The sequence below is a fragment of the Pseudodesulfovibrio thermohalotolerans genome, from assembly GCF_021353295.2.
Classification (GTDB): Bacteria; Desulfobacterota; Desulfovibrionia; order Desulfovibrionales; family Desulfovibrionaceae; genus Pseudodesulfovibrio; species Pseudodesulfovibrio thermohalotolerans.
Genome location: NZ_CP120635.1, coordinates 1022479 through 1047563, shown reverse-complemented (window position 1 = coordinate 1047563; position 25085 = coordinate 1022479). Strand labels below are relative to the sequence as shown.

The following is a 25085-nucleotide window of genomic DNA, read 5'->3' as shown; positions in this document are numbered from 1 at the left end:
CGGAGGTTCCCCGTGCCGAGCCTCTCGGACCAAGCCGACCGCCATGTGGTCATTGACCGCAGGGACGGCTGCTACCTCGCCTTTCCGGATGTGATCCGCGCCGCGGACGGCACCCTCGTGGTCGCCTACAACGAGGCCGACCGGCACGTGCGACCCACCCGCCGCGTCCTTGTGGTGAAAACCAGCCGCGACAACGGGCGGACATGGTCCGAGCCGGTCTACCCGGACTCTCCGCGCAGCCACAGCCCACGTATAAAACGCTTCCCGGACGGCACCCTCATCATTTCCGACAGCTCGCGGTTCTTTTTCAAAAGCCGCGACAACGGCCGCACCTGGCGCGGCTTCGAAGCCAAGGGGCTGACTCACGACATGCACGACCGGCTTCTGGTCTCCAGCGACGGAAGCTGGCTGACCGCCGGGCACCGGCATGTTGGCGGCGAGGAACTCGCCGCCATCAGGCAGCCCCCGACCGAACAGATGGTGCTCCGCTCAACGGACCAGGGCCGCAACTGGTCGCAACTGTCGGTGCTGGCCGCAGAGCGCAACCTGGTCCTGTGCGAAGCGTCCATGACCCGACTCCCCTCGGGCCGCATCCTGGCCCTGTTGCGCGAAAACAGCTTCGTGTTCGAACCCATGTACCTGACGCATAGCGACGACGACGGGCGGACCTGGTCGCCTCTCGCGCCCACAGCTCTCATCGGCCACCGGCCGACCATGGGCCCCCTCGACGACGGGCGGCTGCTCGTCACCTACCGCAACACCGGCCCGGACTGGGGAACCTGCGCCTGGGTCGGCACGCCGGAAGAGCTTGCCTCGGGATTCCGGGTCCACGGGCGCGCCGTCGATCCGGCCAATCCGTCGTTCACCGAAAAGGGAATGCGCGTACGCAACGCCGAGGGCGGCGACTCCGTGGTCCGCTACGCCCTGCGCCCCATGACCGACCCGCGCACGGCGACCATGACCCTGGAGGCAGAAGTCAGAGTGGACATGGCCGGGCCCAACGGCTGCGGCGTCCGCGCGGGCTGCTGGTGGCGCATCACGCCCGAACGCATGATCCCGGACGCGGCCCCGGAAACCGCCGTGCCTCTGAATCGCGGACGATTCAACAGGCTTCGCTTCGAATACGCGAACGGAAAAGTCTCGGTCTGGGTCGACGGCGAACGCCGGGCCGAAATCGAGGTTGCCCCCGACCACGCCGAAACCCGGCCCGTCATGTTCGGCGCGCCCTATCCCTTCGAGGACAACGCGGCGGACTGCACGTGGAAGCAAATTTCCCTGAACATCCTTGAACCCGCGTATGACCGCGTGTATGCTTGGAACTGGACCGCTGCGGACGGATTGCCGGACGCCTGGGCGCGTGACCGCATACTGGAACTGCGCAACGACCGGCACGCGGCGGCGCCGGATTTCGGCTATTCCGGGTGGACGCGCATGGCGGACGGCGATTTCTTCTGCGCATACCACCACGGAGGAGCCGACGAGCCCGGCTACGAGCCGCTCAAAACCGCACACGTGGCCGGAACCCGGTTTTCCCTTGAAGACTTCAAAAGAAGGTGACACATGGAACGCACCGAAATTGAACGGATTTTCGAGGCCTATTTCGAGAAATACAAAAAAACCGAGGGCGACCGCTCTTCCTGGTCCGCCTTCTGGACGGAAATGACCGGCGAGGGTGTTCTGGAAATCAACATGACCAAATGCCCCAAAGGCACCATCTTCAAGATTTTCGTGGACAAAAAAAAGGTCGCCGAGGTGTCCGGCTGGGACGAATACTTCAAGACCATGGAAGTCTTGGCGGCGAAAAGACCCGACCTGTACGACCCGGACAGGATTTTCTCGGATATGGGAGCTATTATCTAAGATATATGCCTTCTTAAATTATTTTTTTCTTGACGTATCCCCCTTCTCCCACGTAAGGCCCTCTACTACAGTGGTCGGTGGTATCCACGGGGATACAGCCGGTTTCGGCCGGTCCGCACCGACAAGGGTGGAATGGCTTCAGGTTCTGGAAAGCTTGCGCGCTTTACGTTTCCTTGATCTAGTTTCACCGGGCGTAAATCGCCTTTTTTTTCAATTTTTTTTCGGAGTTTGGTACTCATGGCTAAGAATATCTATGTGGGCAACCTGCCCTGGAGCGCCACGGAAGAGGATGTACGCGCTGCGTTCGAGACCTTTGGAGAGGTCATTTCCGTCAAATTGATCAACGATCGCGAGACCGGCCGCCCCCGCGGCTTCGGCTTCGTGGAAATGGAAGACCAGGGCGCCCTCGCCGCCATCGAGAGCCTGGACGGCTCCGATTTCGGAGGCCGCAACCTCAAAGTCAACGAAGCCCGTCCCCGTCCCGAGCGCCCGCGCTGGTAGCGCGGCCGCCCGTCGTTTAAAAGACATACCCCAGCCCGCCCCTACCCGGGGCGGGCTTTTCCAGTCTCCCCCAACAAGAGGTAAAGCAGTATATGTCGAAAGAAGAAGGAATCGTCGTCCAGGGCGTCGTCGAGGAAGCCCTGCCCAACGCAATGTTCCGCGTTGAACTTGAAAACGGTCACACCGTGCTCGCCCACATCTCCGGGAAAATGCGTAAGTTCCGCATCCGCGTCATGCCCGGCGACACCGTTACCGTGGAACTTTCCCCCTACGATCTCACTCGGGGCAGAATCACCTTCCGTCCCAGGTAACCGTCAAGCCGACGGCCGGGGGAAAGGGAAGCGGGGAACCCCCAAGGCTCTTCTCCCTTTCCCCTTCCCCCGGGCTCCCCTTCTCCTCCTCCCTTCCGAGACCTCCCACAAGCGCAGGCCCGGCCGTGCCGCTGTCGCGTCGCGGCGTTCGGACGAGCCTCATCGAACATTTTTTAACAAAGGCTAATCATGACCAATTTTCAGGAACTCGGGCTGTCCGATACGATTTTGACCGCCCTGAAGTCCAAGGGGTTCACCGCCCCCACTCCCATCCAGGCCCTGACCATCCCGAGGCTGCTTTCCGGCTCCCGGGACATCGTCGGCCGCGCCCGGACCGGCACGGGCAAAACCGCGGCTTTCGGCCTGCCCGTTCTCGAAGCGGCCGTGGAAGGAGAACGCCGCGTCCAGTCGCTCATCCTGACCCCGACCCGCGAGCTGGCCATCCAGGTGGCCGAAGAGATCGACTCCCTCAAGGGAGGCAAACGCATCCGCGTGCTGCCCGTCTACGGCGGCCAGGCCATCCATCTTCAGCTCAAGGCGCTCCGGCACGGAGCCGATGTGGTCGTGGGCACGCCGGGCCGAATCATGGACCACCTTGAGCGCGGTTCCCTGCGCATCGACCACCTGTCCTATTTCATCCTCGATGAGGCCGACGAGATGTGCAACATGGGCTTTGTGGACGACGTCCGGTCCATCCTGGCCTCCGCCAACGAAGACCGGCGCACCCTCATGTTCTCGGCTACCATGGACCGCCAGGTCATGGCCATCGCCTCCGAATTCATGCACGACTTCGAGGTTCTGTCCGCCGAGCCCGAGACCGCCGACGTTCCCCTGACGCGCCAGGTCTTTCACGAAATGGCCAATTCGGACCGATTCGAAGCCCTGTGCAGGGTCATCGACGCCCGTCCGGACTTCTATGGCCTGGTCTTCGTGCGCACCCGCGCCGACGCCGACAAGGTAGCCGAACGCCTCACGCTCCGCGGCTACCCGGCCGAGCCCATCCACGGCGACCTGAACCAGAACCGGCGCGAGCAGATCCTGAACGGCTTCCGTGCCCGCAAGGCGACCATCCTGGTGGCCACGGACGTGGCCGCGCGCGGCATTGACGTGCCCGACCTGACCCACGTGGTCAACTTCGCCCTGCCCCAGGACCCGCAGACCTTTGTTCACCGCACAGGACGCACGGGTCGGGCCGGTAAAAAGGGCGTGGCCATCAGCCTGATAGCTCCGAGCGAATTCCGAAAGCTCATGTTCATCGCCAGAAGCTCCGGCATCAATATCGACAAGGAGCCCCTGCCGCGCATCGAGGACGTAATCCATTCCAAAAAGCGCAAGGTGGCCGCCGAACTGAACGCCATCTTCGAAAAGGAAGGACACGACGACTATCTGGCCATGGCCGGGGACCTGCTCAACGACAAGCCCGCCGAAATGGTGGTGGCCGCCCTGCTGCGCCACGCCTTTGGCGAGGAACTGGTGAAATCCGGCTACCGCGAAATCAAGACCGTCGGCCCCATGGGCCAGGGCCGGGTCGACATGGTCTGCGCGCTGGGCCGGGCACACGGGATGCACCCCAAGCGATTTGTCGACTTCATCACCTCCGCCGCCAAGATCAAATCGTGGTCCGTCCAGCACGTCCGCGTTCAGGGCGAACGGACCACCTTCACCGTCCCGGCCGCCGAGGCCGACATGGTCATCGACCGGGTCAACAGCCGCGAGGGCTCGCCCCTGGTGAGCCGCGCCGCGCAAAAGCGCAAACCCGGCAGAAACTACGGCGGAAAGGGCGCGAAGCCGGGCGCCAAACCGGCCGGAAAGCGGCCCTTCAAACCGCGCCGCAAACCCGCCCAGGGGAGATAGCCTCTCCCCTGGCCGAGTTTCATTTCAACAGACAAGGCTGTGTTTTATCATTGCTTCTTTTTCGGCTCCCCTGTAGTTAAAAAGACCTTCAGGAGAATCGATGAAAGGCGACGAAAGCAAGACCAAGGCAGAGCTCATCGCGGAGCTCGATGAGCTCCGCGCCAGGCTCGACGACATGCGCAACCGGGGCCGCACCCCCATAGCCGACGAACTGCCGCTATTCATCTTCGAACTCGACCGCACAGGCACTTTCCGCCACGTCAACGAATACGCCCTTGAAGTCTTCGGTTACACGCCGGAAGACATCCGGGCCGGGCTCAATCTCACCGACATCATCCATCCGGACTCCGTCAAACGCATCTACCACAACCTCCGCAGGGCCCTGGCCTGCGACGAGTTCGAACTGGAGGAGTACCCGGCCCTGCGCAAGGACGGCTCATCCCTGCCCATCAAGATATTCTCGCAGCCCTTGAAACGAAACGGGGAAATCGTGGGCCTGCACGGCGTGGCCATCGACATGTCCGAAATCCGGCAGGTGGAGAGCGCCCTGCGTTCCAGCGAGTGCCACTACCGCACGCTGTTTGAAACCACCGGCACGGCCATGGTCCTCTTGGGCAAAAGCTCGATCATCAAGAGCTGCAACTCGCAATTCTGCATCATGTCCGGCTTTCGCCGCGAGGAGATCGAAGGGTGCATGACCTGGATGGACTTCATGCCCCCCGAGGAAATCCTACGCATGACCGGGCACAGGGAAATTCGCACCGAGGTGATGCCCAACCACCCGCTCAGCGACTACGAGTTCACCTTCCTCACGCGTGGCGGCCAACCCCGGCGCATCCATGTCTTCATTCGCGACATTCCCGGCACGGACGATCAGGTCTGCTCCCTCATCGACGTCACCGTGCGCAACGAGGCCCTTCGCGCCCTGCGCAAAAGCGAAGAGCGATACCAGCTCATGGCGCGCGGCGCCAACGACGGCCTCTGGGACTGGGAACTGTCCAGCGACGAGGTCTTCTACTCCCCCCGCTATCGCGAGATTCTCGGCTACACCGAGGAGGAATTTCCCAATCACGTAAGCTCCTGGCTGAACAGCCTGCACCCCGATGACCGCGAAATGGTCATTGCGGCCAACAAGGAATGCTCCGAAGGCAAGACCGAACAGTTCCAGTTGGAATTCCGCCAAATTCACAAGGATGGCTCCGTCCGCTGGATACTCGGGCGCGGCGCCAGTTCCAAGGACGCGAACGGCAATATCTACAGGATATCCGGCACGCACTCGGACATCACACAGCGCAAGCAGGCCGAGGACGCCCTGCGCGAAAGCGAGGAACGCTTCCGGCTGATGATCGAGCACGCCAGCAGCGGCATCTTCCAGGCCACGCCCGAAGGGAAATTCCTGACCGTCAACCCGGCCCTCGCCTCCATGCTTGCCTACGACTCGCCCGAAGAGCTCATCGCCAACGTCGACAACATCGCCACGGACATCCTCATCACCCCCCGGGACCGCCAGACCTTTCTGGACGAGATGCGCGCCGGGGGCGAACTGCTGAATCACGAATACCATTGCAGACGCAAGGACGGCGCCGCCATCTGGCTGGCCGGCAGCACGCGGCTGGTCCGCAGTGCGGACGGCGAGATCGCCTATCTCGAAGGTTTTCTGCAGGACATCACGGCACGCAAGCTCAACGAACGCACCACGCACGCCCTCTACGCCATCTCCGCCGCAGTCAACACGACCCGCAATTTGCAGGACCTGTACCAGACCATCCACGCCATCATAGGCGAGGTCATCGAGGCGAAAAATTTCTTCATCGCCATGCTCGACGAAGAGCGGGACCTGCTCCGTTTCGTTTATTTTCAGGATGAGATGGACGACTACTTCGATATCCCCGACATCAGCGACCCGACCCGGAGCAGCCTGGCCATCCACGTCTTCAGGACCGGCGTGCCCCTGTTCCTGTCCATGTCCGAGCCGGACATGGAAGCGCGGCTCGCCTCCATCGGGGTCATCGGCACTGCGCCCGCCACATGGCTGGGCGTGCCGCTCAGACAGGGCGACAAAGTGGTCGGAACCATGGTCGTGCAGGACTACGCCAATCCCAGGCAGTACACCGAGGAGGCCGTGACCTTCATGACCGCCGTGTCCGAACAGGTGGCCCTCGCCATCGAGCGCAAGACCATCGAGGAGGCCCTGACCCGGCTCAACGAGGAGCTTGAGGACAAAGTCGAGCAGCGCACCACCGAAATCGAAACCCGCAAGGCGGAACTCGAAGAGGCCAACCGGCGGCTGATGACCCTCGACGAGGTGAAGTCCTCCATGGTCTCGTCGGTTTCCCACGAGCTGCGCACCCCGCTGACATCGATTCGCGGTTTCGCCAAACTCTGCGCCAAGGACTTCTCCCGGCATTTCCTGCCCCAGGCCGACAGCGACAAGCTGGCCGCCAAGGCCGCGCGCATTCAAGACAACCTTGAAATCATCGACACCGAAGGCGAACGCCTTACCCGGCTGATAAACGATTTTCTGGACATCAACCGCATCGAATCTGGCAAAGCCTGCTGGAACGACACCCTGCTCAACCCCAGTGAGGTGATCCGCGAAGCCGTGGCCTCCGCCGCTGGCGGCTTCAACGCGTCCAAGGACGTGGAGCTGTTCACATACCTGCCCGAGACCTCCCGGCGCATCCACGCCGACCCGGACAAGATCAAGCAAGTGCTCATCAATCTCCTGAACAATGCCTACAAGTTCACCAGAAAAGGCCGCGTCACCGTGGCCTTGGAGGAAAACGACGCTGCCCTGACCGTGTCCGTCAGCGACACCGGCCCAGGCATCCCGACGGACGAGTTGGACGAAATATTCGAAAAGTTCCACAAGTCCCGGCTGGGCGACACGGTCCGCAACGGCGAAAAGGGCACCGGCCTGGGCCTGGCCATCTGCAAGGAGATTGTGGAGCACTACGGCGGCACGATCGGCGTACAGTCCATCGAGGGCAGCGGCAGCGTCTTCTCCTTCTCCCTCCCCTCTGTCTCCGAAGACATCCGGTTCAGTGCCAACTAAACCCCGGTCCGCTTCCGCCGAAACGCCCGAATACTAAAAAACCGAAATCAGGCTTCCAACGCCCCCGGCTCCACGTTGACTCGGTCAACCGACCGATCGTCCGAAAAGACGACATTTCACTCAGTCTCCAAAAAAAATCGGTTACGTCTTGTTCAATATTGCACAAGGCGGATTGTCCCCGGTCTGCCAAGACGGACGCCTGTACGTTTTTTTGGACTCTTCGGATTTCGCCGTATCTTGGGATTTTTTTCTCAAGCCTGACCATCATCCTTTCCCTGCGCAGGAACGGGCACCCCACGCCATAAACACCGTAACTAGCTGACTTAACGAACTAACTCAGAAATATCGGGTTTATGATTTGTCCTTTTTTTCAGACAGTATCCAACACCCCCGTCAAGACCGAACCGTTCCCTTCCGGAGTCGGACAGGCGGGCCTGAACGACGAAAATCAATCGATCAGACAGGAATATATTATCCCTTTTATTTCAGGCGATAACGGGTTAAGCAGCACCCAACCCTTTTTTGGACCACGATCATGGCACGCTCCATGCTTATGGTCCTTTAAAGTTGATTGATCGATCAACCCAATGCCGATTTTCTGCTCCGGACGGAGCGCGCCGGGTGGGCGCCGGGTTGGGCCAGACACAAACCATTAGCAATAATGAGGTCTCCGTTGCAAAGCAGATACTTCCCCATTGCCGCCTTAATCGCAGTGTGCGTCGTCACGGCTGTGGCCGGGTACGCGATATCCCCGCCGGACGAAACCGAGCCGGTGCGAGTCGTCATGGACAACACAGGCGGACGGGTCATTTTCACCCACAGCACCCATTTTGACGACTACGGTTTCGACTGTACCGACTGCCACCACGACGACACCGGCCTGGACACATTCCTGCCCTGCGGCTCCTGTCACCCCGCCGAATTCGATGAGCGGTTCCGAAAGGAGCACCCGAACAACTTTCCGGACTCCGAAGCCTGCCTGCGCTGTCATGACGAAGTGCCCGAGGGCCCCCTGACCGAGGATGAGCGTCCCGACATCGCCAACATTCCGCTGCGCGCCGAGGCGTTTCATGGCCAGTGCATGGGCTGCCACGAGGAAAACGGCGGCCCCTACGGCGACGACTCCTGCAACGAGTGCCACGCGAGGTAGAGCATGCTCAAGATACACTACTCCCTTGACTCCGGCCTGAACGAGTCCATCACCTCCATTGACGCTCCCAATGTGCTGAACATCCAGAAGCGCAACCTGGTGTTGCAGACCAAGAAGGGCCAGACCGTGCGCCGGGGTGAAATCCTGGCCAAGCACCCTTCCCCCTTCGGCGGCGCGTATCACGCAGCGGCGTCGGGCAAGATCACAGCCATCAACGAACACAATCTGACCATCTCGCACGACGGCGGAGACGAAACCGTCGAAACCGTGGATGTTCAATCCATGGGCGTGGGCAAGGATCTCCTGCGCACTCTCCAGGACCTCGGCATCGACGTGGCCCCGTATTCCGGCAAGGCCGCCACCCTCATCATCAACGGTCTCAACCCGGAACCGGGCATCTCCGTGGCCCAGCAACTGCTCATGGATGAAAGTGAAATCATCCAGGCCGGACTCGACATGGCCCGCAAGCTCCTGACTCCCGACCGCACGGTCCTGGCCGTGGGCAAGGGAGAGAACTTCAAGCTGTCGGGGGCCGAGACGGTGGGCATCAAGCCCAAGTATCCCCACTCCCTGGACGCGCTGGTCACCCGCGACATCACCGGCAGGGAGTTCCCGGCCGACACCAAGATCGTCAGCGTCATGGACCTCCACGATCTGGGGCGCGTGGTCCTCACGGGCCTGCCCGTCATGGACACGGTCCTGACCATTGACGGCAGGAACTACCGCGTGCCGCTCGGGACCCCCATCCACCACCTGCTCGACACCGTCGGCATCCAGCCGTCTTCCGGGGACATCGTGGTCCTCGGCGGCCCCTTCCGGGGCGAAGCCGTCTACAGCCTCGACGAGGGCGTCACGAAGAACGACTACGGCCTCTTCATCATCCCGTCGAGCCGCTTTCCCAAGGTTCAGGACGCTCCCTGCATCAACTGCGGCGAATGCGTGCTCAACTGTCCGGCGCGGGTCCAACCGCACCTCATCAGCCGATGCACTGAATACGACAAGTTCGAAATGGCCGAAAAACACGGTCTGCACAGTTGCTTCGAATGCGGCCTGTGCGCCTTCCACTGCTTCGCCAGGCGGCCGCTGCTGCAATACATCCGATTCGCCAAGGCACAGCTCAAGGCCAGCAGGCAGACTGAACAGGCATAGGCCCCGGATGACTCCCGACATTTTGACTCGAACTCCAAGGAAGATATAGAGAATGACTCCTCCCATCATTAAGGCGATGTCAGACATCGCAGTGCGCCTGACGGTCTCTCCGCCGCCATATTGGCGAAACGGCAGGACCATCCAGAAAATGATGCTGGCGCACCTGCTCGCCCTTGCCCCTGCCGCAGTCATGGCCGTGGTCATGTACGGTCTCCAGGCGGCCTCCGTCATTGCCCTCGCCGGAACCACGGCGGCTCTGGCCGACGCGGTGTTCCTCAGACTGCAACACCGCGATGTGGACATCGACAACTTCACCGCCTTTTACGCGGGCGTGCTGTTCGCGTTCCTGCTCCCGGCCACCGCGCCCTGGTGGCTGGTCGTCATAGGCGCAATCGTGACCATCGGCCTCGGCCGCACCGTGTTCGGCGGTTTCGGCTGCAACCCGGTCTGTGCGCCCCTGGTGGGCTGGGCCGTGTGCCGCCTCTCCTGGCCCGCCGAAATGGACATCGACCTGAACCTCATCCACTTCGCCATCAACAGCCCGGTCGACCAGCTCATGTACTTCGGCGTCGAACGCCTCGGCCAATTCGACACCCTGGACCTGCTGCTTGGCCGCCAGCTCGGCGGACTCGGCTCCTCGCAGGTGCTGGCCCTGATCGCGGGCGGCGTGTTCCTCCTGGCCACCCGCTGGATACGCGTCTTCATTCCCGCCGCCTTCCTGGTCGGCGTGGCCGGGACAGCCGCGATCTTCTGGTACATCGATCCCACCGTCTACGCCTCCCCGGTCTTCCATCTGGTAACGGGCAGCACCGTGTTCGGCGCGTTCTTCCTGGCCACCGACACCGCTTCAAGCCCGGTGGGCAAACTGCCCCAGATCGTGTTCGGCCTCATTGCGGGCGCCATGGTGATCCTCATCAGGACCTACGGCGTCTACCCTGACGGCGTTCCCTTCGCCGTCATGACCGCCAGCCTTCTCAGCCCCCTGCTGGAACGGCTCCGGCCCAAATTCTTCGGAGTCAAGTAGTCATGCGCGAAATACTTCATATGCTCGTGGTCCTGTCCCTGATCTGCGCGGCGTCGGGCACCATCCTGGTCAACCTCAAGCAGGCGACCAAGGGACAGATCGAACAACAGGTCCTGACCTATGTCCAAGGCCCGGCCCTCATGTCGGTCCTCAAGGACTGCGACAACGACCCGATCGCCGAGCGCAAGCAGGTCGGCGACGTCACCGTGTTCCCGGCCAAACGCGACGGCAAGCTCGTGGGCGTGGCCCTGGAGACGTTCGCCCCCGGTTACTCCGGCGACATCGGCGTCATCGTCGGCTTCGAACTTGACCAGGACCGCCTCCTGGGCATCGGCGTGACCACCCAGACCGAAACCCCGGGCCTGGGCACCAAGGTGGCCAAGCCCGCCTTCACCAAGCAGTTCACCGCCCACGGCCTGGATTCCATGGATCTGGCCTCGCGCGGCGGCGACATCGACGGCATCTCCGGCGCGACCTTCTCCTCCGGGGGAACCGTGGACGCCGTGCGCAAGGCCATCGACATCTACCGGACCATCAAGCCCCAGCTCGCCACCCTGTGGCAGGCTTCCTAGGAAGGAGCACCATGAGCGATATCAAAAAGGAATTCCTCAAAGGCCTGTGGGCCGAACTGCCGCCCTTCCGGGTGCTGCTCGGCCTCTGTCCCACCCTGGCCGTCACCTCCACGGCGGAAAACGGCCTCGGCATGGGCGCGGCGGTCATCTTCGTCCTGACCCTGTCCAACATCATCATCTCGGCCATGCGCAAGATCATCCCGCCCAAGGTCCGCATCGCCTGCTTCATCGTCGTCACGGCCTCTCTGGTGGTGGCCGTTGAACTGCTCATGCAGGCGAACGCCTACCCCCTGTACCAGAAGCTCGGCATCTTCGTGCCCCTCATTGTGGTCAACTGCCTGATCCTGGGTCGCGCGGAAGCCTTCGCCTCTCGCAACGCCATTCTCCCGTCCATCGCCGACGCGCTGGGCATGGGCATCGGCTTTGCGGCCTCCCTGACCTTCCTGGGCGCCGTCCGGGAGATCTTCGGCAACGGCACCGTGTTCGGCATTCCTGTCATGTGGGCGAACTTCAAGCCCGCCCAGTTCATGGTCATGGCCCCCGGCGCCTTTGTCTGCCTCGGCCTCATCCTGGCGGGCATGAACGCCTTCAACCGCCGCCAGAGCCGCAAGAAGGGCGAGACCGAGTCCACCACCCAGAACTCCACCTGCGCCTCCTGCGGGGCGTGCAACGCCTGCGACGGCCGATAGGAGAGGTCTGAAATGGAATACTTCATGCTCTTCATCTCGGCGATATTCATCAACAATATCGTCCTTGTCCAATATCTTGGAACGTGTCCGTTCATGGGCACCTCCAAGTCCACAGACGTGGCCCTCGGCATGGGCGGCGCGGTCATCTTCGTCATCATGATGGCCACGGGCATCACCTGGCCCCTGCACCACTACGTGCTCGTTCCCTATGGCATCGAGTACCTGCAAACCATCGTCTTCATCCTGGTCATCGCCTCGCTGGTGCAGTTCCTGGAGATGTTCCTCCGGAAACTGGTGCCGCCCCTCTACAAGTCGCTCGGCCTGTTCCTGCCGCTTATCACCACCAACTGCGCGGTGATGGGCGTGGCCATCATGGTTCAGCGAAACGGGTACTCCTTCACCAAGTCCATGCTCTACGGCCTCGCCTCGGGCATCGGCTTCCTGGTGGCCCTGGTCATCATCTCCTCCATACGCGAGCGGCTGGACTTCATGCCCGTTCCCGCAGTGTTCCGAGGCGTTCCGGTGGCCCTGATAACGGCTGGGATCATGTCGCTGGTCTTTTTCGCCTTCAAGGGCATGGCAGCCTAACCAAAGCCTAAGGAAAAATTGAACATGGTTACTTCTTCCATACTCGTATTGTTCATTCTCGGCCTAAGCGCGGCCGCCGTGCTGGCCGTGGCCTCCCGCGTTCTCCACGTGCAGGAGGACCCGCGCATCGCACGGGTCGAAGGATGTTTCCCCGGCGCAAACTGCGGCGGCTGCGGATATCCCGGCTGCTCGGCGGCGGCCGCCGCCGTCGTGAAGGGCGACGCCGCCCCGGAAATCTGCGTTGCGGGCGGTCCCGAGATCGCTCAGAACATCGCCTCCATCATGGGCACCGAGGTTTCCTTCAAGGAACCCAAGGTGGCCAACAACATCTGCACCGGCGGCTCCCGCGCCAACCTCCTCTTCGACTACGAAGGCATCCATGACTGCCGAGCCGAGGCGCTGCTCCACGGCGGCGAAAAATCCTGCGGCCTCGGCTGCATCGGCATGGGCTCCTGCGTCAAGGTCTGCGGCTTCGACGCCATCCGGCTCAACAACCAGGGGCTGCCCGTTGTGGACTGGCACGCCTGCCGCTCCTGCGGCAAATGCGCCGAGGTCTGCCCCACCGGAGCCATCCGCGTGTCCGGCATGACCATGGACCTGCTGCACCTCAACAAGGTCGACGACTGTCTGGCCCCCTGTATGCAGAAATGCCCGGCCCAGATCGACGTCCGCAGCTACATCCAGCAGTTGAAGAAGGGCGACATGCGCGGCGCGCTCACCATCATGAAGGAACGCAACCCGCTTCCCCTGGCCGTGGGCCGTCTCTGCCCCGCCCCCTGCGAAAACATCTGCCGCCGCAAGATCGCGGACCACGGCGTGGCCATCCACACCCTGCACCGCTTCGTCGCGGACTGGGAAATGAACTCCGGCAGCCGCGTCAAGCTGAAATGCAACCCTTCCTCTGGCCACAAGGTCGCCATCATCGGCGGCGGCGCGGCGGGCCTGACCTGCGCCTACTTCCTGCGCCGCATCGGCCATGAGCCTGTCATCTTCGAAAAACGCGACCGCGTGGGCGGCATGATGCGCGGGGTCATCCCCGAATACCGGCTGCCCCACAAGGTGGTGGACTGGGAAGTGCAAACCATCCTGGATCTCGGTGTGGAAGTGCACACCGGCATGACCTTCGGCACGGAAGTGACTCTCGATTCTCTCAGGGAAGAGGGCTTCGAAGCGGTATTCATGGCCACCGGTGCCTGGACCGTCCCGCCGCTGGGCATAGAGAACGACAAGGTCCGCGGCGTGATGGACTCCATCTCCTTCCTTGACGGCGTAGGCGAATCCTTCACCGACCTCAAGGGCAAGAAGCTCGTGGTGGTCGGCGACACCAACACCGCAATGGACGTGGTCCGGAGCGCCGTCCGGCTCGGCGCGCGCGTGACCGCGCTCATCGGCTGTGCCGAACGCAAGATGAACGCCAACAAAACCGAAGTGAAACGGGCCGTGGAAATCGGAGCGGACCTCATGTTCCTCACCGCTCCGGTCCGCCTGCTTGCGGAAAACGGCGAGGTCACCGGCGTGGCCTATCACGAGCTTGCCTACGACGATCCCAAGAAATGCGCTGGCAAGCCCAAGCCCGTGGAAGGCACCGAAGGCGCACTCGAAGCAGACCTGGTCATCACGGCCACGGACCGGCTGGCCAACTGCGCGGCCTTCACCGACGAAAACGGCGATCCCCTGTTCGAGCTGGACAAGAAAACCGGCGCCATCAAGACGGACCCCTCTTCCCTGCAAACCAGCATCCCGTATGTCTTTGCGGGCGGAGAGGCCGCCACGGGCCGCAACATCCTGATCCAGGCCGTTGCCGACGCCCGCAAGGCCGCCCGGGCCATCCACCACTTCATCACCGAGGACGCCATCCCCGCGCCAAAGAATCCGCAGCTTCGCGTCATCCCCGAGTCCATCCTCAAGAACATGGATGTGCATTACACCATTCCTCGCATCCAGGTTCCCGAACTCAGCGTGGCGGACCGCAAGCATACCTTCAAGGAAGAGGTCCAGGGCGGCATCACCTACGAGACGGCTCGCAAGGAGGCCAGCCGATGCCTCCGCTGCGGCCTGACCTGCTACGACTCCGAGGCCGGAGCCGAGTACGCCCAGGACGCCGACGTGCACCCCTTCAACGAAGCCGACGGGGAGTAGACCCCATGAAAGGCAACCCCCTTTCCCGGCGCACGCTCCTGCGCGCCATCGGGCGGATCGGATCTTGGTTCCCGTGTTGCCGACGATCATGCACTCGGCTCCGTCAACGGCGTCGATCATGCGCACAGCCTCGCGGGGAGGCAGGACGAATCCGGCTGTGGAAAGCGGTCGGCTGAACCGAATCAAGAAGATAGCACCATACCCAGCCACGAGGGGCGACACCTCCTCCCCTCACCCCATCGCGCCCCCGGTTCCCACAGACCGGGGGCGCACCCTTTTCGGGGCCGCTAAACGGCACAAAAGCGCCACCACGCGGCCGCCGTCGAAACACAAAAACGCCCCACGCCCGGTTGCGTAAAATAATCGAATAAAAAAAGAAGGGGTTTACGCGAAAGATCGCATAACCCCCCTGAAAAGATTGGTGCCCCCTGCGCGATTCGAACACGCGGCACCAGGATTAGGAATTCGATAACAGAATTAGCGTTCTGCATCACTGTGGATACTTGACCGTCACAAGCCTTGTTGTTTAAAGGGTTATCGAAGCATGCCCCATAACGCTGAGTAACACCAGCGGGGATAATCGGTGGAGAAATCCGGGCACGCAGGAATAAAAAAGGGAGAAATGAAAGAAGGGCATGACCAAGGTGAAAAACATGGTTGGAGTGTTCTATTACACCTCCACAACCCGCCGGTTCCAGGGAAAGCCTGATCGCACCTTTTACAACTCCTACAAACTCGACGGCAAGCGCAAATGGGAAAAAATCGGCCGAGCCTCCGAGAAGGTCAACGCCGCCTATGCCTCCCAGGTGCGCGGGGAACGCCTCCTGCAAGCCCGTAAGGGCAACCTCCCCTCGGCCGTCACTGGTGACGACATCACCTTCGACGAGGCATGGCAACGCTTTTGGCACACCCGCCCCGGCCTGATGCAGCACCATGCGCCGGTTCTGTTTGCGGTTGAGGGCGTCGATGGCCGAGCCGAGCTGGGCGTATTCCCGGCGCAGTCCCTTGACCGAATGTCCTGCGTCCTGGGCGGCAATGACCTGATCGCGGAGGCAGCCGCGATATCGGTTCGTGGACGCGGACAGGGCCCTGACCTTGCGCTCGGCCTGGTCAATGCGTCGGGCAAGGTTTCTGCTCACCTTGCCCGACGCTTCGGCTTCCGCCTTCAACCCGGCCAGCCGCTTTTGGGCTTCCCTGAACTCGCGATTGGAAGTCCGGGTCTTCCCGATGAGGTTCTCCAGCCCCTTTCCGAGTTTGAATTCTCCCGAATTCTCAACCTTGGAAATCTGCTCTCCCAGCCGTTTGAAACTGGTTCCGGCGTGATTTATCGTTATATCAAAGCTGGCACCCAGGCCCATGCCCAGAACAAACGACAACCCCATTTGGCGAATACTCATGCGAAACTTCCTTGCAACCCTGATAGCCCTTGCGGCAGCCGCCTATTTCGGCGGCAAGCTGTTCGGTCCTGTTGATGATCTGTCCACTTGGCAGTGGATCGTTTTCATGGTGATCGGCGGCGTGACTGTCGTCGGCGTCATGCTCCTGCTGGGAAGCGCTACTCTTTCGGAACCGCCCCGCGAGGAATGCGGGCAGGAAGACCGTCGAGCCACATAGCCAACTCTTCCGGGTACATGGCCAGGCACTCCGCCCGGCTCCACCCCGTCCAGCTCGCCACCACGATCACCGACCAGACTAGGTCTTGCTGCCCGGGGAATCCGGATCGCCCTTGGTCTTTTCCCGTGACAGCTCCAGCCCGGTCTCGGTCCCTGCTCCCTCCGCCTCGGCGGCCTCGGATTCCCCGCCGCCGCCCGCCGCTAAAAAAGCGCTTGCGCTTTGGAGCTGCCCGTAGTCATGGCCGTACTCCATGCCCAGGATCAGATCGACGGGGACCTCGCACGCACGGGCGAAGGCATACGGCTCCACCATGGCCCTGGTCGGCTCGATGCCGTAGTCGGTAAAACACTGGACATTGGCGTCGAGCATCATGCCGACCGTCATTCTCTTCATGACCAGCTCGGTAATCTTCTCCGCCCCGTCCCTGAGCGGCTCGATCAGCGGAATTCTCTTCTCGGTTGCGGCCATGGCCTACCCCTCCATGCCGATGTCGCTGCGGACACCGGCCAGATAGTCCACGCCGTCCACGACGTACTTGGAGTTGATGGGGTCGATCTCCAGGACCTCCTGCCCGTTCACCACGGCCTTGTAGTAGGTCACGGAAAAGTCGCGGTCGTTGTCCTGGGACTTGCCCGTCTCGAACTTGCCGCCCACGCCGCCCTTTGGAATGGCCTGGATGACGACCTTTTCCGGCGAGGTGGCGAGCGCTCCGCCAACCGTCCGGGACTGGATGGAGGCCCGCAGTTCCAGGACATGCGCCACGGGCGCCATCAGCTCCACGGACTGGCGCGTGCGGGTGCGGAACTTGATCTTGGCGGAGATGGGTTTGACGTGTCCGATGGTCGGGCTCTCGATGGCCCCGGCAATGCCCGCGCCGGTCAGCTCTTCGGACATGTTTTCACCGCCGGAGAACTCGACGTCCACCACGCCGATCAGGACCTTGCCGTCCTTGTAGCACTGGAACGCGACAAGTTTTTCAGGGATATTGCTCATGATCAGCCTCCGAACAACGCGCTGACGTAGGTCGCGTCGTATTCAAGAATGTTTTCGATGACCCGGTTCGGGGACGGCGGGGTCATGTAGGTATGGAATCGGGAAATGCCGTCCATCAGGTCCGTGGTCGGGTTCTCATCCTCCAGAAAGGCGATGCGTCCGCCCAGGATGTATTCCCGCGAGGTGAACCCGTTGAGCCGGATCTGCTCGGAATCCATGATGGTCTCGATCTGGCGACGATTGAGCGGATTGTCGAGCAGTTGCCAGTAGGTCAGGATGAAGGTGTTGCCGTGCCAGTTGAAGAAGCGCCGGATCGGGATGAAGGCGTCCTTGGGATCGGTCACGGAGGGATACGCCGCGGTGCGGTTGCCCCAGGCCTTCCAGCCCCCGTCGAAATTGAAGAACAGCACCACGCCCTGGCCGTTGAGGTACTCGGCCTCCTCCAGGCCCAGATAGAGGTCCCGGCCGTTGACCTTGGCCCCGGTCGCCTTGATCCGCTTGTTGGACGGCGACACATAGGGCACGTCGTCGTGGTCGGCGTCGGTCAGGCAGATGCGCCCGGCGAGCATGGTCGATCCGTGGAAGACCATGTCGCCCATGTACGGTTTGCCCCAGCAGTCGATCATGCGCTTGCCGGTCAGGTTGTTGGCCTCCTTGTAGGCCGGGACGTCGGTGTACCTGGTCACCGTGCCGTCCGGGATGTCGATGACCGCCATGGCGTTGAACAGGCCGTTGATCCGCTCGGCCTTGGCCTCCATGACGATCGCCACGGAGGGGTCTTCGGACCACTTGGGGGCCACGATCTGGCCGGGCACCAGGCGGTATCTCGGGAAGACGTCGGCCACCAGCTCCAGGCCGGTCCTTGCGCCGGTATCCGCGTCGATGCCGCCGATGATGTCGGCGGATACGACCTGGGTCGGGTCGCCTGCCGCGGGGTCACCGGACTGATGGGACGCCGGGTCGTACACATTGATGCACACGATGGGGGCCACGCCGAACAGGGCGAAGTGGGAGTACGCGAACTCGCACAGGGTGTACTTGTCCCAATCATCGGACCAGCCAAAGGTGGCGACGAACTCGGAGTAGGAATAGATCACCCTGGGTTCATTGACGGGCTTGTCGGCCAAATCCTCCACCGGCGCGGTGCCGATTACCACGGGGACGCCCGCGCTGATCCGCCGGGGCGGCAGAATCTGGGTGGGGACTTCGGAAGTCTTTACTCGATGTTCATAGGTCATGGGTTAGCCCTCCAGGGCAGCCGCGGCCCTGAAGGCCTTGGCGGGGTCGGAGTTGGGGTCGCGCAGGGCGGCGCGGGCCTTGCCCGCCCCGGAGACCGGGACGAACAGCGTCTTGAAGGATTCGTTGCCCCTGGCCCTCGCCGCCTTGGCGAGGTGCTCGGGCAGCACGCCGCCCTTGAACACAGCGCCGTTGGTCACATGCAGAGCGCCCATCTTGGTGGGGCCGATGTACATGACCGCCTCTTTCGGGTTCGGGGCCGGAGCCTCGGAAGCCTTGGTAACCATTTACGCCTCCATAATTTGTACGGGAGCCGGAGCGCTCCACTTGGTTGTTACGGTCGCCAGGAGATAGCGGTTCTGCTGCTTCTCCGGCGCCGCTTTCTGCGAACGCAGCGGGAACTGCAACTCGTACGTTCCTGCCAAAATTTGGTTCTCGCCCAGCAGTCGGCGCAGGCGGGTGACAACGGCCATGGCCCATTGGCCGGACACGGCCGCCGCATATTCGCCGCCGGCCTCGTCGTCGCCGAAAACGCCGACGATCAGCGCAAAGGTCTCCATGGAATCCTCGAAAACGGAGTCCTCGCCTTCAAGCCAGCGGACGATAATGAACGGATAGACCTCCTCGTCCTCAAGGGAAGGAGGCAGGGCGTCTCGAAATATTCGCGGGGGGCCGGGAGCCTTTACCGGGCCGTCCATGAGCAAATCGGAGAGATGCTCTTCAAGAAACGAGACGAGGGCGTTTTGAATAAGCAAAGGAGTCATCGCAGCCCTGCCTTCCGAAGCACAAAAGTCGCCTCGTGTTCGAGGTGATGCTCGAAACGCTCGAAGACCTTTTCCTCCAGCTCGTCCGCGACGAGGTCTTCCTGCAGGTAGGTCAGGTAGGAGGTGCCGTACATCTCCGTGATGGGAGAATGCATGTCGTCCTTGTCCTTGCGCTCGAACACGCCGACGTGCCCGGAGTCCATCTCCGCAAGGAACGCGGACTGGAGCATGGTGACGCCGCTTGATTTCTTGACCTTGACCTTGACGCCCTTGACCCGCTCGGCCTTGGGAGTCCTGTAGTATTTCGGCATGGTCGGCACAGGCTCGGCCGAGCCGACCGCGTACCGGATCAGGGGCAGCGAACCTCGCCCGGTAGCGTTGAGCTCCCCTTCCACGCGGGAATAGGTCGCCTTGCGCATGGAAAGCTTATCCAACACCTCGGACTGTTTGACGGCGAACTCGCTGGTGACCATTCGCGCCGTGATGCGCGCCCCGTTCCCAAGCGTCTTGTTGATGGCGCGCGCGGCCGCTTTTTCAAAGCCCTGCTCGACGTTGGACAGAGCGCCAAGCATGGACTCCAACACCCATTCGGCGTTATCCGCATTGAGAAGGACAAGATTCCCGCCATGCATTACGACAGCTCCCGGTACATCTGAACCTTGACCAGCCCGGACTTTTCTTCAGCCTTGGACACGGTCCACTTGTGCCCATCGACAACCATCTCCTGCCTCGGCTTCGGCTTGGCCAGTTCGACGGCCCGCCAATATATCGTCTTCACCTGGATGGAGACCCCTTCCCTCCGGCCGCTTCGGCGGCTCTCTCCCTCGCCGGTTCCCTCGTCGCGGACGTCCACATCGAGTTCCACGCCGTCAATGGCCATCCTCCCGCCGAAGTCGCGGAAGAACAGGTCGGACGAAACGTCCCGGGCGATGATATCCTTAAGGGCCATGCGCTATCCTTTCCCCCTCCCCCGGCGCGGCCCGGCCGTCAGGGTGATGCCGGGCCGCACGTCTTGGGGAGGTATGGTGCAAAACGAATGTTTGTTACTTCTTCCCGGGCTTCGCGGAGGGACCCTTGCCGCCGTTCTCGATGCGCTCTTCCAGGGACTTGACGGTTTTTTCGAGATCCGCCGTTCTGGCCTTCTCGGCGGCCAGCAGGGACTCCGCACTGCCCGGCGCGTCGGCTCCGGCCGTCAAGACCGGTTCGACGAACTTCACGCCCAGGCCCTGGGCGATCAGGTCCAGGCCCTCCCGCTCGTCAACGGCGACGATGGAGCCGGGCCTGTCCTTTCCGCGCACGCAGGCGAGTTCGATCCTGATCTTGCTCTTGCTCATGGCGGCGCCTCCTACAGGACCTTGATGTAGGCGAACGCGCCCACGTTGCGGGGATTGGGCAGCGGGTTGGACTCGCCGACCAGCATGAGCTGGGACGGATCTTCCTGGATGTAGGATTTGGCGAAGAACTCCATCGGTCCGGGGCACGGCAATTCCTGGGGAACGCCGAACTCGATGCGGGCGTCGCCCAGGCTGGAGCCGAGAACGATGTAGTCGGGATGCAGCATGGGCTGCAGGGTGCCGGATTCGTCCTCGTACTTGTCGGAGTTCACGTAGATGTCCAGATTGCCGACATTGCCCTTGTACGACTTGCCGATCATGGGCGACAGATGGCCCAGGTCGATACGCCGGTTGTCCAGAACGTCGCGGAAATCCTGCTTGCCGAACAAGGTCTTCCAGGCATTGGTGCCGCACATCAGGATGTCGGCGGGAAGCCCGGACTCTTCGCCGATAAGGTCCGTGGCGAAGCCTTCGAGCTGGGTGAGGATGGCCACGCCGGAGGCGGCGGACCAGAGATCGTCGCCGGTCAGCACGACCTTGTTGCCCGAGGGCATGAGAAAGTCGATCTCGAAGCTGAGATCGGGCTGGACAACGGTCAGCTTGCCGGTGGTCGCGACCCTGGCGCACATGAATTCGATGGTGCGCTCGATGCCGTCCCTGAATTCGGTAAGCTGATCGACGATGGCGCGTTCAACGCGCTGTTCAGGGGTCAGGGCGTTGGGATTGTTGACGTAGGCAATCTCGCCGGGAGCCGTCTTGCTCAGCAAATCCGGGGCGGTGAAGGCATCCTTGGGGCGAATCCTGGGGCACTCGACGGTCAGCTTGCCGCGCGTGCGGCGGGGCACGAGCTTGCCGCCGGCCACGTCGGAAACGAAGGGAAACAGCTTCTTGCCCTTGCGGACCATCTCCGTCTCGACCTTCTTGGTCTCGTGGGTGTTCCGCCGGGTGAAGAACAGCTCCTTGAACATGCCGGGCGCAGGCGGAATGACCTCGCAGGTTTCGAGCATCGCACGGGTGTCGAACGCGGCGGGAAGGTTGTCGTAAACAGCCATGTGGAACCTCCTTTCTTACACCACGTAGACGCCCTGGGCTTCCAGTTCGTCGATGGCGGTCTGTTTCTTTGCGGCGTCGATGCCGTCGGGCCAGGTCAGCCCGGAGTCGTAGAATTCGCCATGCCGGTATCCGTTGGCGGCTTCATTGCCGGAGGCCGGGACCACAGTGGTCTCGGCCAGGATGCGCGCGGCGGCCTGGGAGCCGTCCTCCGCGGCGGGATCGAGCTGCACGTACAGGCCGTCGGCGGTTACCCGGCCCAGGACCGTTCCGGCGGCGAGGGTCTGTTCGCTGCCGGACGACTTGAGGGCGATGGGGCCCAGGATGGGATGATGCTCGCCGACGAAGCGGAGCTGCTCATCCTGGACATACCCGGAATAAGATCTGGTCATGATCGTTTCTCCTTACTTTTTGGCCTGGGCGTAAGCTTTCATCCGTTCACCGGCGGCCGCGACCGGATCGGTATCCGCGCCGACGCCGGACGCGGAGCTGCCTGCCGAGGCGGAAAGGCTCTGCTCGAAATCCTTCAGGTCCTGAACCTGGCCGGAGCGCGTGGCTTCCAGCACGGTCTGGAGAAAGGCCTCGGTCGCGATGCCGTCCTGGATGGCCGTAACGGTCGCTTCATGGTCCCCCTTGACCGCGAGAAGAGAAAGGACGCGCTGACGCTCCTGGTTCACTCCCTCGGCCAACCCTTCCGCCTTGATCGCGGCGTACAGATCGGGACGTTCATTTGCCAACGACTCGGCAGTGAGAGCCGAGACGTCCAGGACACCGGAACCGCCTCCACGGGCGTTGGTGTCACCAGCGGTATTTTTCCCGGCGGGCATACGTGTTGCCTCCTGGTTGAATGTTGCGGCGAGCTTCAGCGCACGCTCGAAGGCGAACGCCTTGCTGCCGACGAAATGGACAAAGCCCCGCTTGAGGGCCTTTTCTCCGACATGGACCGACCCGTCGGCCAACTGGTCCAGGACGTCCTTGGCGTCCAACCCCATGTTGGCCGCGACATCGTTCACGAAAAGGGTGTAGTAGTCGTCGATCTGGGTCTGGAGATACGCCTCGCCCTCCTCGCTGAGTGGTTCGGCGTCATTGACGATGCGCTTGTACTTTCCGGCGGACAGGATCGTGCGCTTGACGCCTTCCTTCTCGTCCTTGCCGGACAGGTCGTGATGGACATAGGCGCCCCCCACGGACCCGATGGTGGCGTCCGGAGAGCAGATGACTTCCGTGGCCGCGGAGCCGAGCCAATAGGCCCCGGAACACATCTGGGCTCCGGCCCAGGAAATGACCGGCTTGGCCTTGGCCGCCTCGCGTATCTCGGCGGTGAGATCGCACAATCCGCCGACAGTGCCGCCAGGGGAATCGATGTCCAGCACGATGGCCCTGATGTCGGGGTCTCCGGCGGCGCGGCGCACGGCCTTGCCGATGATCTCGGTGCTGGTGCCGCCGGAAAACAGATCGAACATGTTCATGCGGAAGGCGATGACCCCGTTGACGGGAATCACCGCGACGCCATCGACTTCCTGGTAGGAGCTGATCCTTTTTTCATCACCTGCCGTCTTCCGAAAAACGGAAAAATCTCCACGCTCGCCCACGAGCAGACGCTCGGTCAGGGCGGCGATGGCTTCGAGCTTGTCCGGATGGATGGCCCAGAACTGGCCTGCCAACAGATTCGCTGCGCGTTTAGTCATCGTCCTTGTCTCCATCGTTGATGGTTGAATCGCCTTCCTCTCGCTCGCCGCCCAGGAACAGGGACACCAAATCCACGCCGGTCTCCCGGCTGAGCCGCTTGAGGTCCATGATCTCGTCCGCGAAGCGGCGCATGGCCTCCTTGGAGGAAAGCCCCTTTTCGCCCCAGACCTCTTCCAACAGGAGAAAGCCGTTTCGGCGATCGCGTTCGTTGGCCTTGGACTGCTTGTCCTTGTCCAGATGGCGTGTGGGCTGCGGCAGATGGCGGCAGCGGGTGTACTCGTAAAGATTGGGGAGGAAGTCCTTTTTCACGACTCCGGGGAGTTCGCCGCGAAGGCACGACTCGTAAGTCATCCAGGCGTATTCCGGCTGGCAGAACCGATTGACCATGACGATCTCGCGCTCGTAGTCGCAGAACTGGTCCGACTTCTCCATGTTCGCCTTGGAGGCCGAGTAGGATTGCTGGTACTGGCGCTTGACGTTTTCCGCGCCGCGCCCGGTGCCGATGCCGATGTCGGTGGTAACGGCGTCGTTGACCTCCTTGAGGCCGACCGCGCTGTTGCCGTGATTGAAGAAATGCGGCTTCTCGTTTTTGCCGCCGAGCAGGAACGTGCCCTTGGACGTCTCCTGGACGCGCTCGCGCCACGGGGTGTCCTTGGATATGGTGCTGCCGCCGTAGTCCTGCACGAAGGCGACGAAATTGTTGCGCACCGCCTGGCCGATGAGGAAGGCGAGCTGCATGTCCTTGCGGAAGTAGATTTCCGGAGCGATGGTTCCGAGAATGGAGTCCTGCCTGTACTCGGCGATATTCCGGACGTCGCAGACCAGATAGATGCGCGGCAGCCCGGTTTCCCTGTCGTACAGTTCAAAACGGTCCGTCAGATGAATCGACGGCTGCGCGCTGGTCACGCCGGGCTTGCGCAGGTGGATGGCCACGGGAGCGCCGTTGGAGTCGACTTCGATTCCGTCGTAAATTTCCGCCGACTGGCGGTTGCTCGGCGTGGCGAGGCGTTCCGGGTCGATGGGGAGGGTAGCCTGTCCGAGTTTCCGGCCCGGGCCTTTGACGAACACCTTCTGGAAAAGCCCGATCCCGGACAGCTTCCAGGAGAAAAAGGCCAGGGCCTGAAGCCCGTAAATATTCAGGCGGCGGGTCGCATCGCAGAAATTCCGGAAGTCCAGGCCGTGCCCTTCCCAGCAACGGAAGGCCGCCCCCTTGTAGAGGTCGCCCCACTCCGCATCCCGGCCGACGCGCTCGTACCGGGTGGCCGGGGAAGCGGTAATGCCGGTGCCGATGGTCTCCACCACCAACGCCTCCAGAACGCCGTGGGCGATGGAATCGTTGGTGTAGAGATCAAGCGCGCGGTTGGAGACTTCCATACGCTGCCGCTCCGAAAGATACCGGGGCACCAGCGAGCTGGTCCACCCCGAGAGCGGACCGGCCTGGGACGCGGCCGCGCGTACGGGGTGACGCCCGCGAGACCGGCTGTATGGGAAAAGGGCGCGTGGGCTGGCCATG

General features: G+C 62.3%; 27 protein-coding genes. 14 read left to right on the top strand and 13 right to left on the bottom strand.

Going from position 1 to position 25085, the window contains the following annotated elements; genetic code table 11:
- Nucleotides 1-12: 12 nt before the first annotated feature.
- From LF599_RS04730 to LF599_RS04670, 13 genes are all read left to right on the top strand, one after another.
- The gene (locus tag LF599_RS04730) at nt 13-1557 is read left to right on the top strand and encodes a sialidase family protein (RefSeq protein ID WP_279522480.1); all 1545 of its coding nucleotides are present in this window, start codon (nt 13-15) and stop codon (nt 1555-1557) included.
- A 3-nt stretch (nt 1558-1560) separates the two neighbouring features.
- Entirely contained in the window at nt 1561-1860 is a 300-nt protein-coding gene (locus LF599_RS04725; RefSeq protein ID WP_279522479.1) for a hypothetical protein, read from the top strand.
- A gap of 237 nt (nt 1861-2097) precedes the next feature.
- Nucleotides 2098-2361, top strand: a complete 264-nt coding sequence (locus tag LF599_RS04720) for an RNA recognition motif domain-containing protein (protein WP_272700840.1) — start codon at nt 2098-2100, stop codon at nt 2359-2361.
- A gap of 92 nt (nt 2362-2453) precedes the next feature.
- Nucleotides 2454-2672 (top strand): translation initiation factor IF-1, encoded by a 219-nt coding sequence (gene infA, locus LF599_RS04715; RefSeq protein ID WP_272700841.1) that lies wholly within the window; start codon nt 2454-2456, stop codon nt 2670-2672.
- Between the two features lie 189 nt (nt 2673-2861).
- Entirely contained in the window at nt 2862-4526 is a 1665-nt protein-coding gene (locus tag LF599_RS04710) for a DEAD/DEAH box helicase (RefSeq protein ID WP_279522478.1), read from the top strand.
- A gap of 100 nt (nt 4527-4626) precedes the next feature.
- Nucleotides 4627-7581 carry a sensor histidine kinase gene (locus LF599_RS04705; RefSeq protein ID WP_279522477.1) on the top strand — a complete coding sequence of 985 codons (2955 nt, stop codon included), beginning with the start codon at nt 4627-4629 and terminating at the stop codon, nt 7579-7581.
- Between the two features lie 673 nt (nt 7582-8254).
- The gene (locus LF599_RS04700; RefSeq protein WP_279522476.1) at nt 8255-8731 is read left to right on the top strand and encodes a cytochrome c3 family protein; all 477 of its coding nucleotides are present in this window, start codon (nt 8255-8257) and stop codon (nt 8729-8731) included.
- Nucleotides 8732-8734: 3 nt separating this feature from the next.
- Entirely contained in the window at nt 8735-9880 is a 1146-nt protein-coding gene (locus LF599_RS04695; protein WP_279522475.1) for an electron transporter RnfC, read from the top strand.
- A 52-nt stretch (nt 9881-9932) separates the two neighbouring features.
- Nucleotides 9933-10904: an RnfABCDGE type electron transport complex subunit D gene (locus LF599_RS04690; protein WP_269941553.1), complete on the top strand. Its 972-nt coding sequence runs from the start codon at nt 9933-9935 to the stop codon at nt 10902-10904.
- A 2-nt stretch (nt 10905-10906) separates the two neighbouring features.
- Nucleotides 10907-11476: an RnfABCDGE type electron transport complex subunit G gene (gene rnfG, locus LF599_RS04685; RefSeq protein ID WP_279522474.1), complete on the top strand. Its 570-nt coding sequence runs from the start codon at nt 10907-10909 to the stop codon at nt 11474-11476.
- Nucleotides 11477-11487: 11 nt separating this feature from the next.
- Nucleotides 11488-12165, top strand: coding sequence for an electron transport complex subunit E (locus tag LF599_RS04680; protein WP_279522473.1), 678 nt, complete (start codon nt 11488-11490; stop codon nt 12163-12165).
- 12 nt (nt 12166-12177) lie between these two features.
- Complete coding sequence (locus tag LF599_RS04675) at nt 12178-12753, top strand: electron transport complex protein RnfA (RefSeq protein WP_269941554.1); 576 nt, start codon at nt 12178-12180, stop codon at nt 12751-12753.
- A gap of 24 nt (nt 12754-12777) precedes the next feature.
- Nucleotides 12778-14892 (top strand): FAD-dependent oxidoreductase, encoded by a 2115-nt coding sequence (locus LF599_RS04670; protein ID WP_279522472.1) that lies wholly within the window; start codon nt 12778-12780, stop codon nt 14890-14892.
- Between the two features lie 287 nt (nt 14893-15179).
- On the opposite strand, the gene LF599_RS04665 is transcribed toward LF599_RS04670, so the two are convergent.
- Nucleotides 15180-16289: a hypothetical protein gene (locus tag LF599_RS04665; protein WP_279522471.1), complete on the bottom strand. Its 1110-nt coding sequence runs from the start codon at nt 16287-16289 to the stop codon at nt 15180-15182.
- Between LF599_RS04665 and LF599_RS04660 the strand changes: the two genes are divergently transcribed.
- Entirely contained in the window at nt 16288-16506 is a 219-nt protein-coding gene (locus tag LF599_RS04660; RefSeq protein ID WP_269941557.1) for a hypothetical protein, read from the top strand. The two genes, LF599_RS04665 and LF599_RS04660, sit on opposite strands and share 2 nt — an antisense overlap.
- 78 nt (nt 16507-16584) lie before the next feature.
- Here LF599_RS04660 and LF599_RS04655 read toward each other — a convergent pair whose 3' ends face one another.
- The 12 genes from LF599_RS04655 to LF599_RS04600 all read right to left on the bottom strand — a co-directional run bounded on the left by LF599_RS04655 (nt 16585) and on the right by LF599_RS04600 (nt 25084).
- Nucleotides 16585-16974, bottom strand: a complete 390-nt coding sequence (locus LF599_RS04655) for a phage tail assembly protein (RefSeq protein WP_279522470.1) — start codon at nt 16972-16974, stop codon at nt 16585-16587.
- Nucleotides 16975-16977: 3 nt separating this feature from the next.
- Nucleotides 16978-17499, bottom strand: coding sequence for a phage major tail tube protein (locus LF599_RS04650; RefSeq protein ID WP_279522469.1), 522 nt, complete (start codon nt 17497-17499; stop codon nt 16978-16980).
- A gap of 2 nt (nt 17500-17501) precedes the next feature.
- Entirely contained in the window at nt 17502-18737 is a 1236-nt protein-coding gene (locus tag LF599_RS04645) for a phage tail sheath family protein (RefSeq protein WP_279522468.1), read from the bottom strand.
- Between the two features lie 3 nt (nt 18738-18740).
- Complete coding sequence (locus LF599_RS04640) at nt 18741-19022, bottom strand: hypothetical protein (protein ID WP_269941562.1); 282 nt, start codon at nt 19020-19022, stop codon at nt 18741-18743.
- A complete protein-coding gene (locus LF599_RS04635) occupies nt 19023-19499 on the bottom strand; it encodes a hypothetical protein (RefSeq protein WP_279522467.1) in 477 nt (158 codons plus the stop codon).
- Complete coding sequence (locus LF599_RS04630; protein ID WP_279522466.1) at nt 19496-20131, bottom strand: phage tail protein; 636 nt, start codon at nt 20129-20131, stop codon at nt 19496-19498. Before LF599_RS04630 ends, LF599_RS04635 begins: the two co-directional genes overlap by 4 nt.
- Complete coding sequence (locus LF599_RS04625; RefSeq protein ID WP_279522465.1) at nt 20131-20448, bottom strand: hypothetical protein; 318 nt, start codon at nt 20446-20448, stop codon at nt 20131-20133. Before LF599_RS04625 ends, LF599_RS04630 begins: the two co-directional genes overlap by 1 nt.
- A 94-nt stretch (nt 20449-20542) precedes the next feature.
- Complete coding sequence (locus tag LF599_RS04620; protein WP_279522464.1) at nt 20543-20833, bottom strand: hypothetical protein; 291 nt, start codon at nt 20831-20833, stop codon at nt 20543-20545.
- An 11-nt stretch (nt 20834-20844) separates the two neighbouring features.
- The gene (locus LF599_RS04615) at nt 20845-21885 is read right to left on the bottom strand and encodes a major capsid protein (RefSeq protein WP_279522463.1); all 1041 of its coding nucleotides are present in this window, start codon (nt 21883-21885) and stop codon (nt 20845-20847) included.
- Nucleotides 21886-21900: 15 nt separating this feature from the next.
- Complete coding sequence (locus LF599_RS04610) at nt 21901-22275, bottom strand: head decoration protein (protein ID WP_269941568.1); 375 nt, start codon at nt 22273-22275, stop codon at nt 21901-21903.
- Between the two features lie 12 nt (nt 22276-22287).
- The gene (gene sppA, locus LF599_RS04605; protein ID WP_279522462.1) at nt 22288-23571 is read right to left on the bottom strand and encodes a signal peptide peptidase SppA; all 1284 of its coding nucleotides are present in this window, start codon (nt 23569-23571) and stop codon (nt 22288-22290) included.
- The gene (locus tag LF599_RS04600) at nt 23564-25084 is read right to left on the bottom strand and encodes a phage portal protein (protein ID WP_279522461.1); all 1521 of its coding nucleotides are present in this window, start codon (nt 25082-25084) and stop codon (nt 23564-23566) included. The genes sppA and LF599_RS04600 overlap by 8 nt, the downstream gene beginning before the upstream one ends.
- Between the last annotated feature and the right edge of the window lies 1 nt (nt 25085).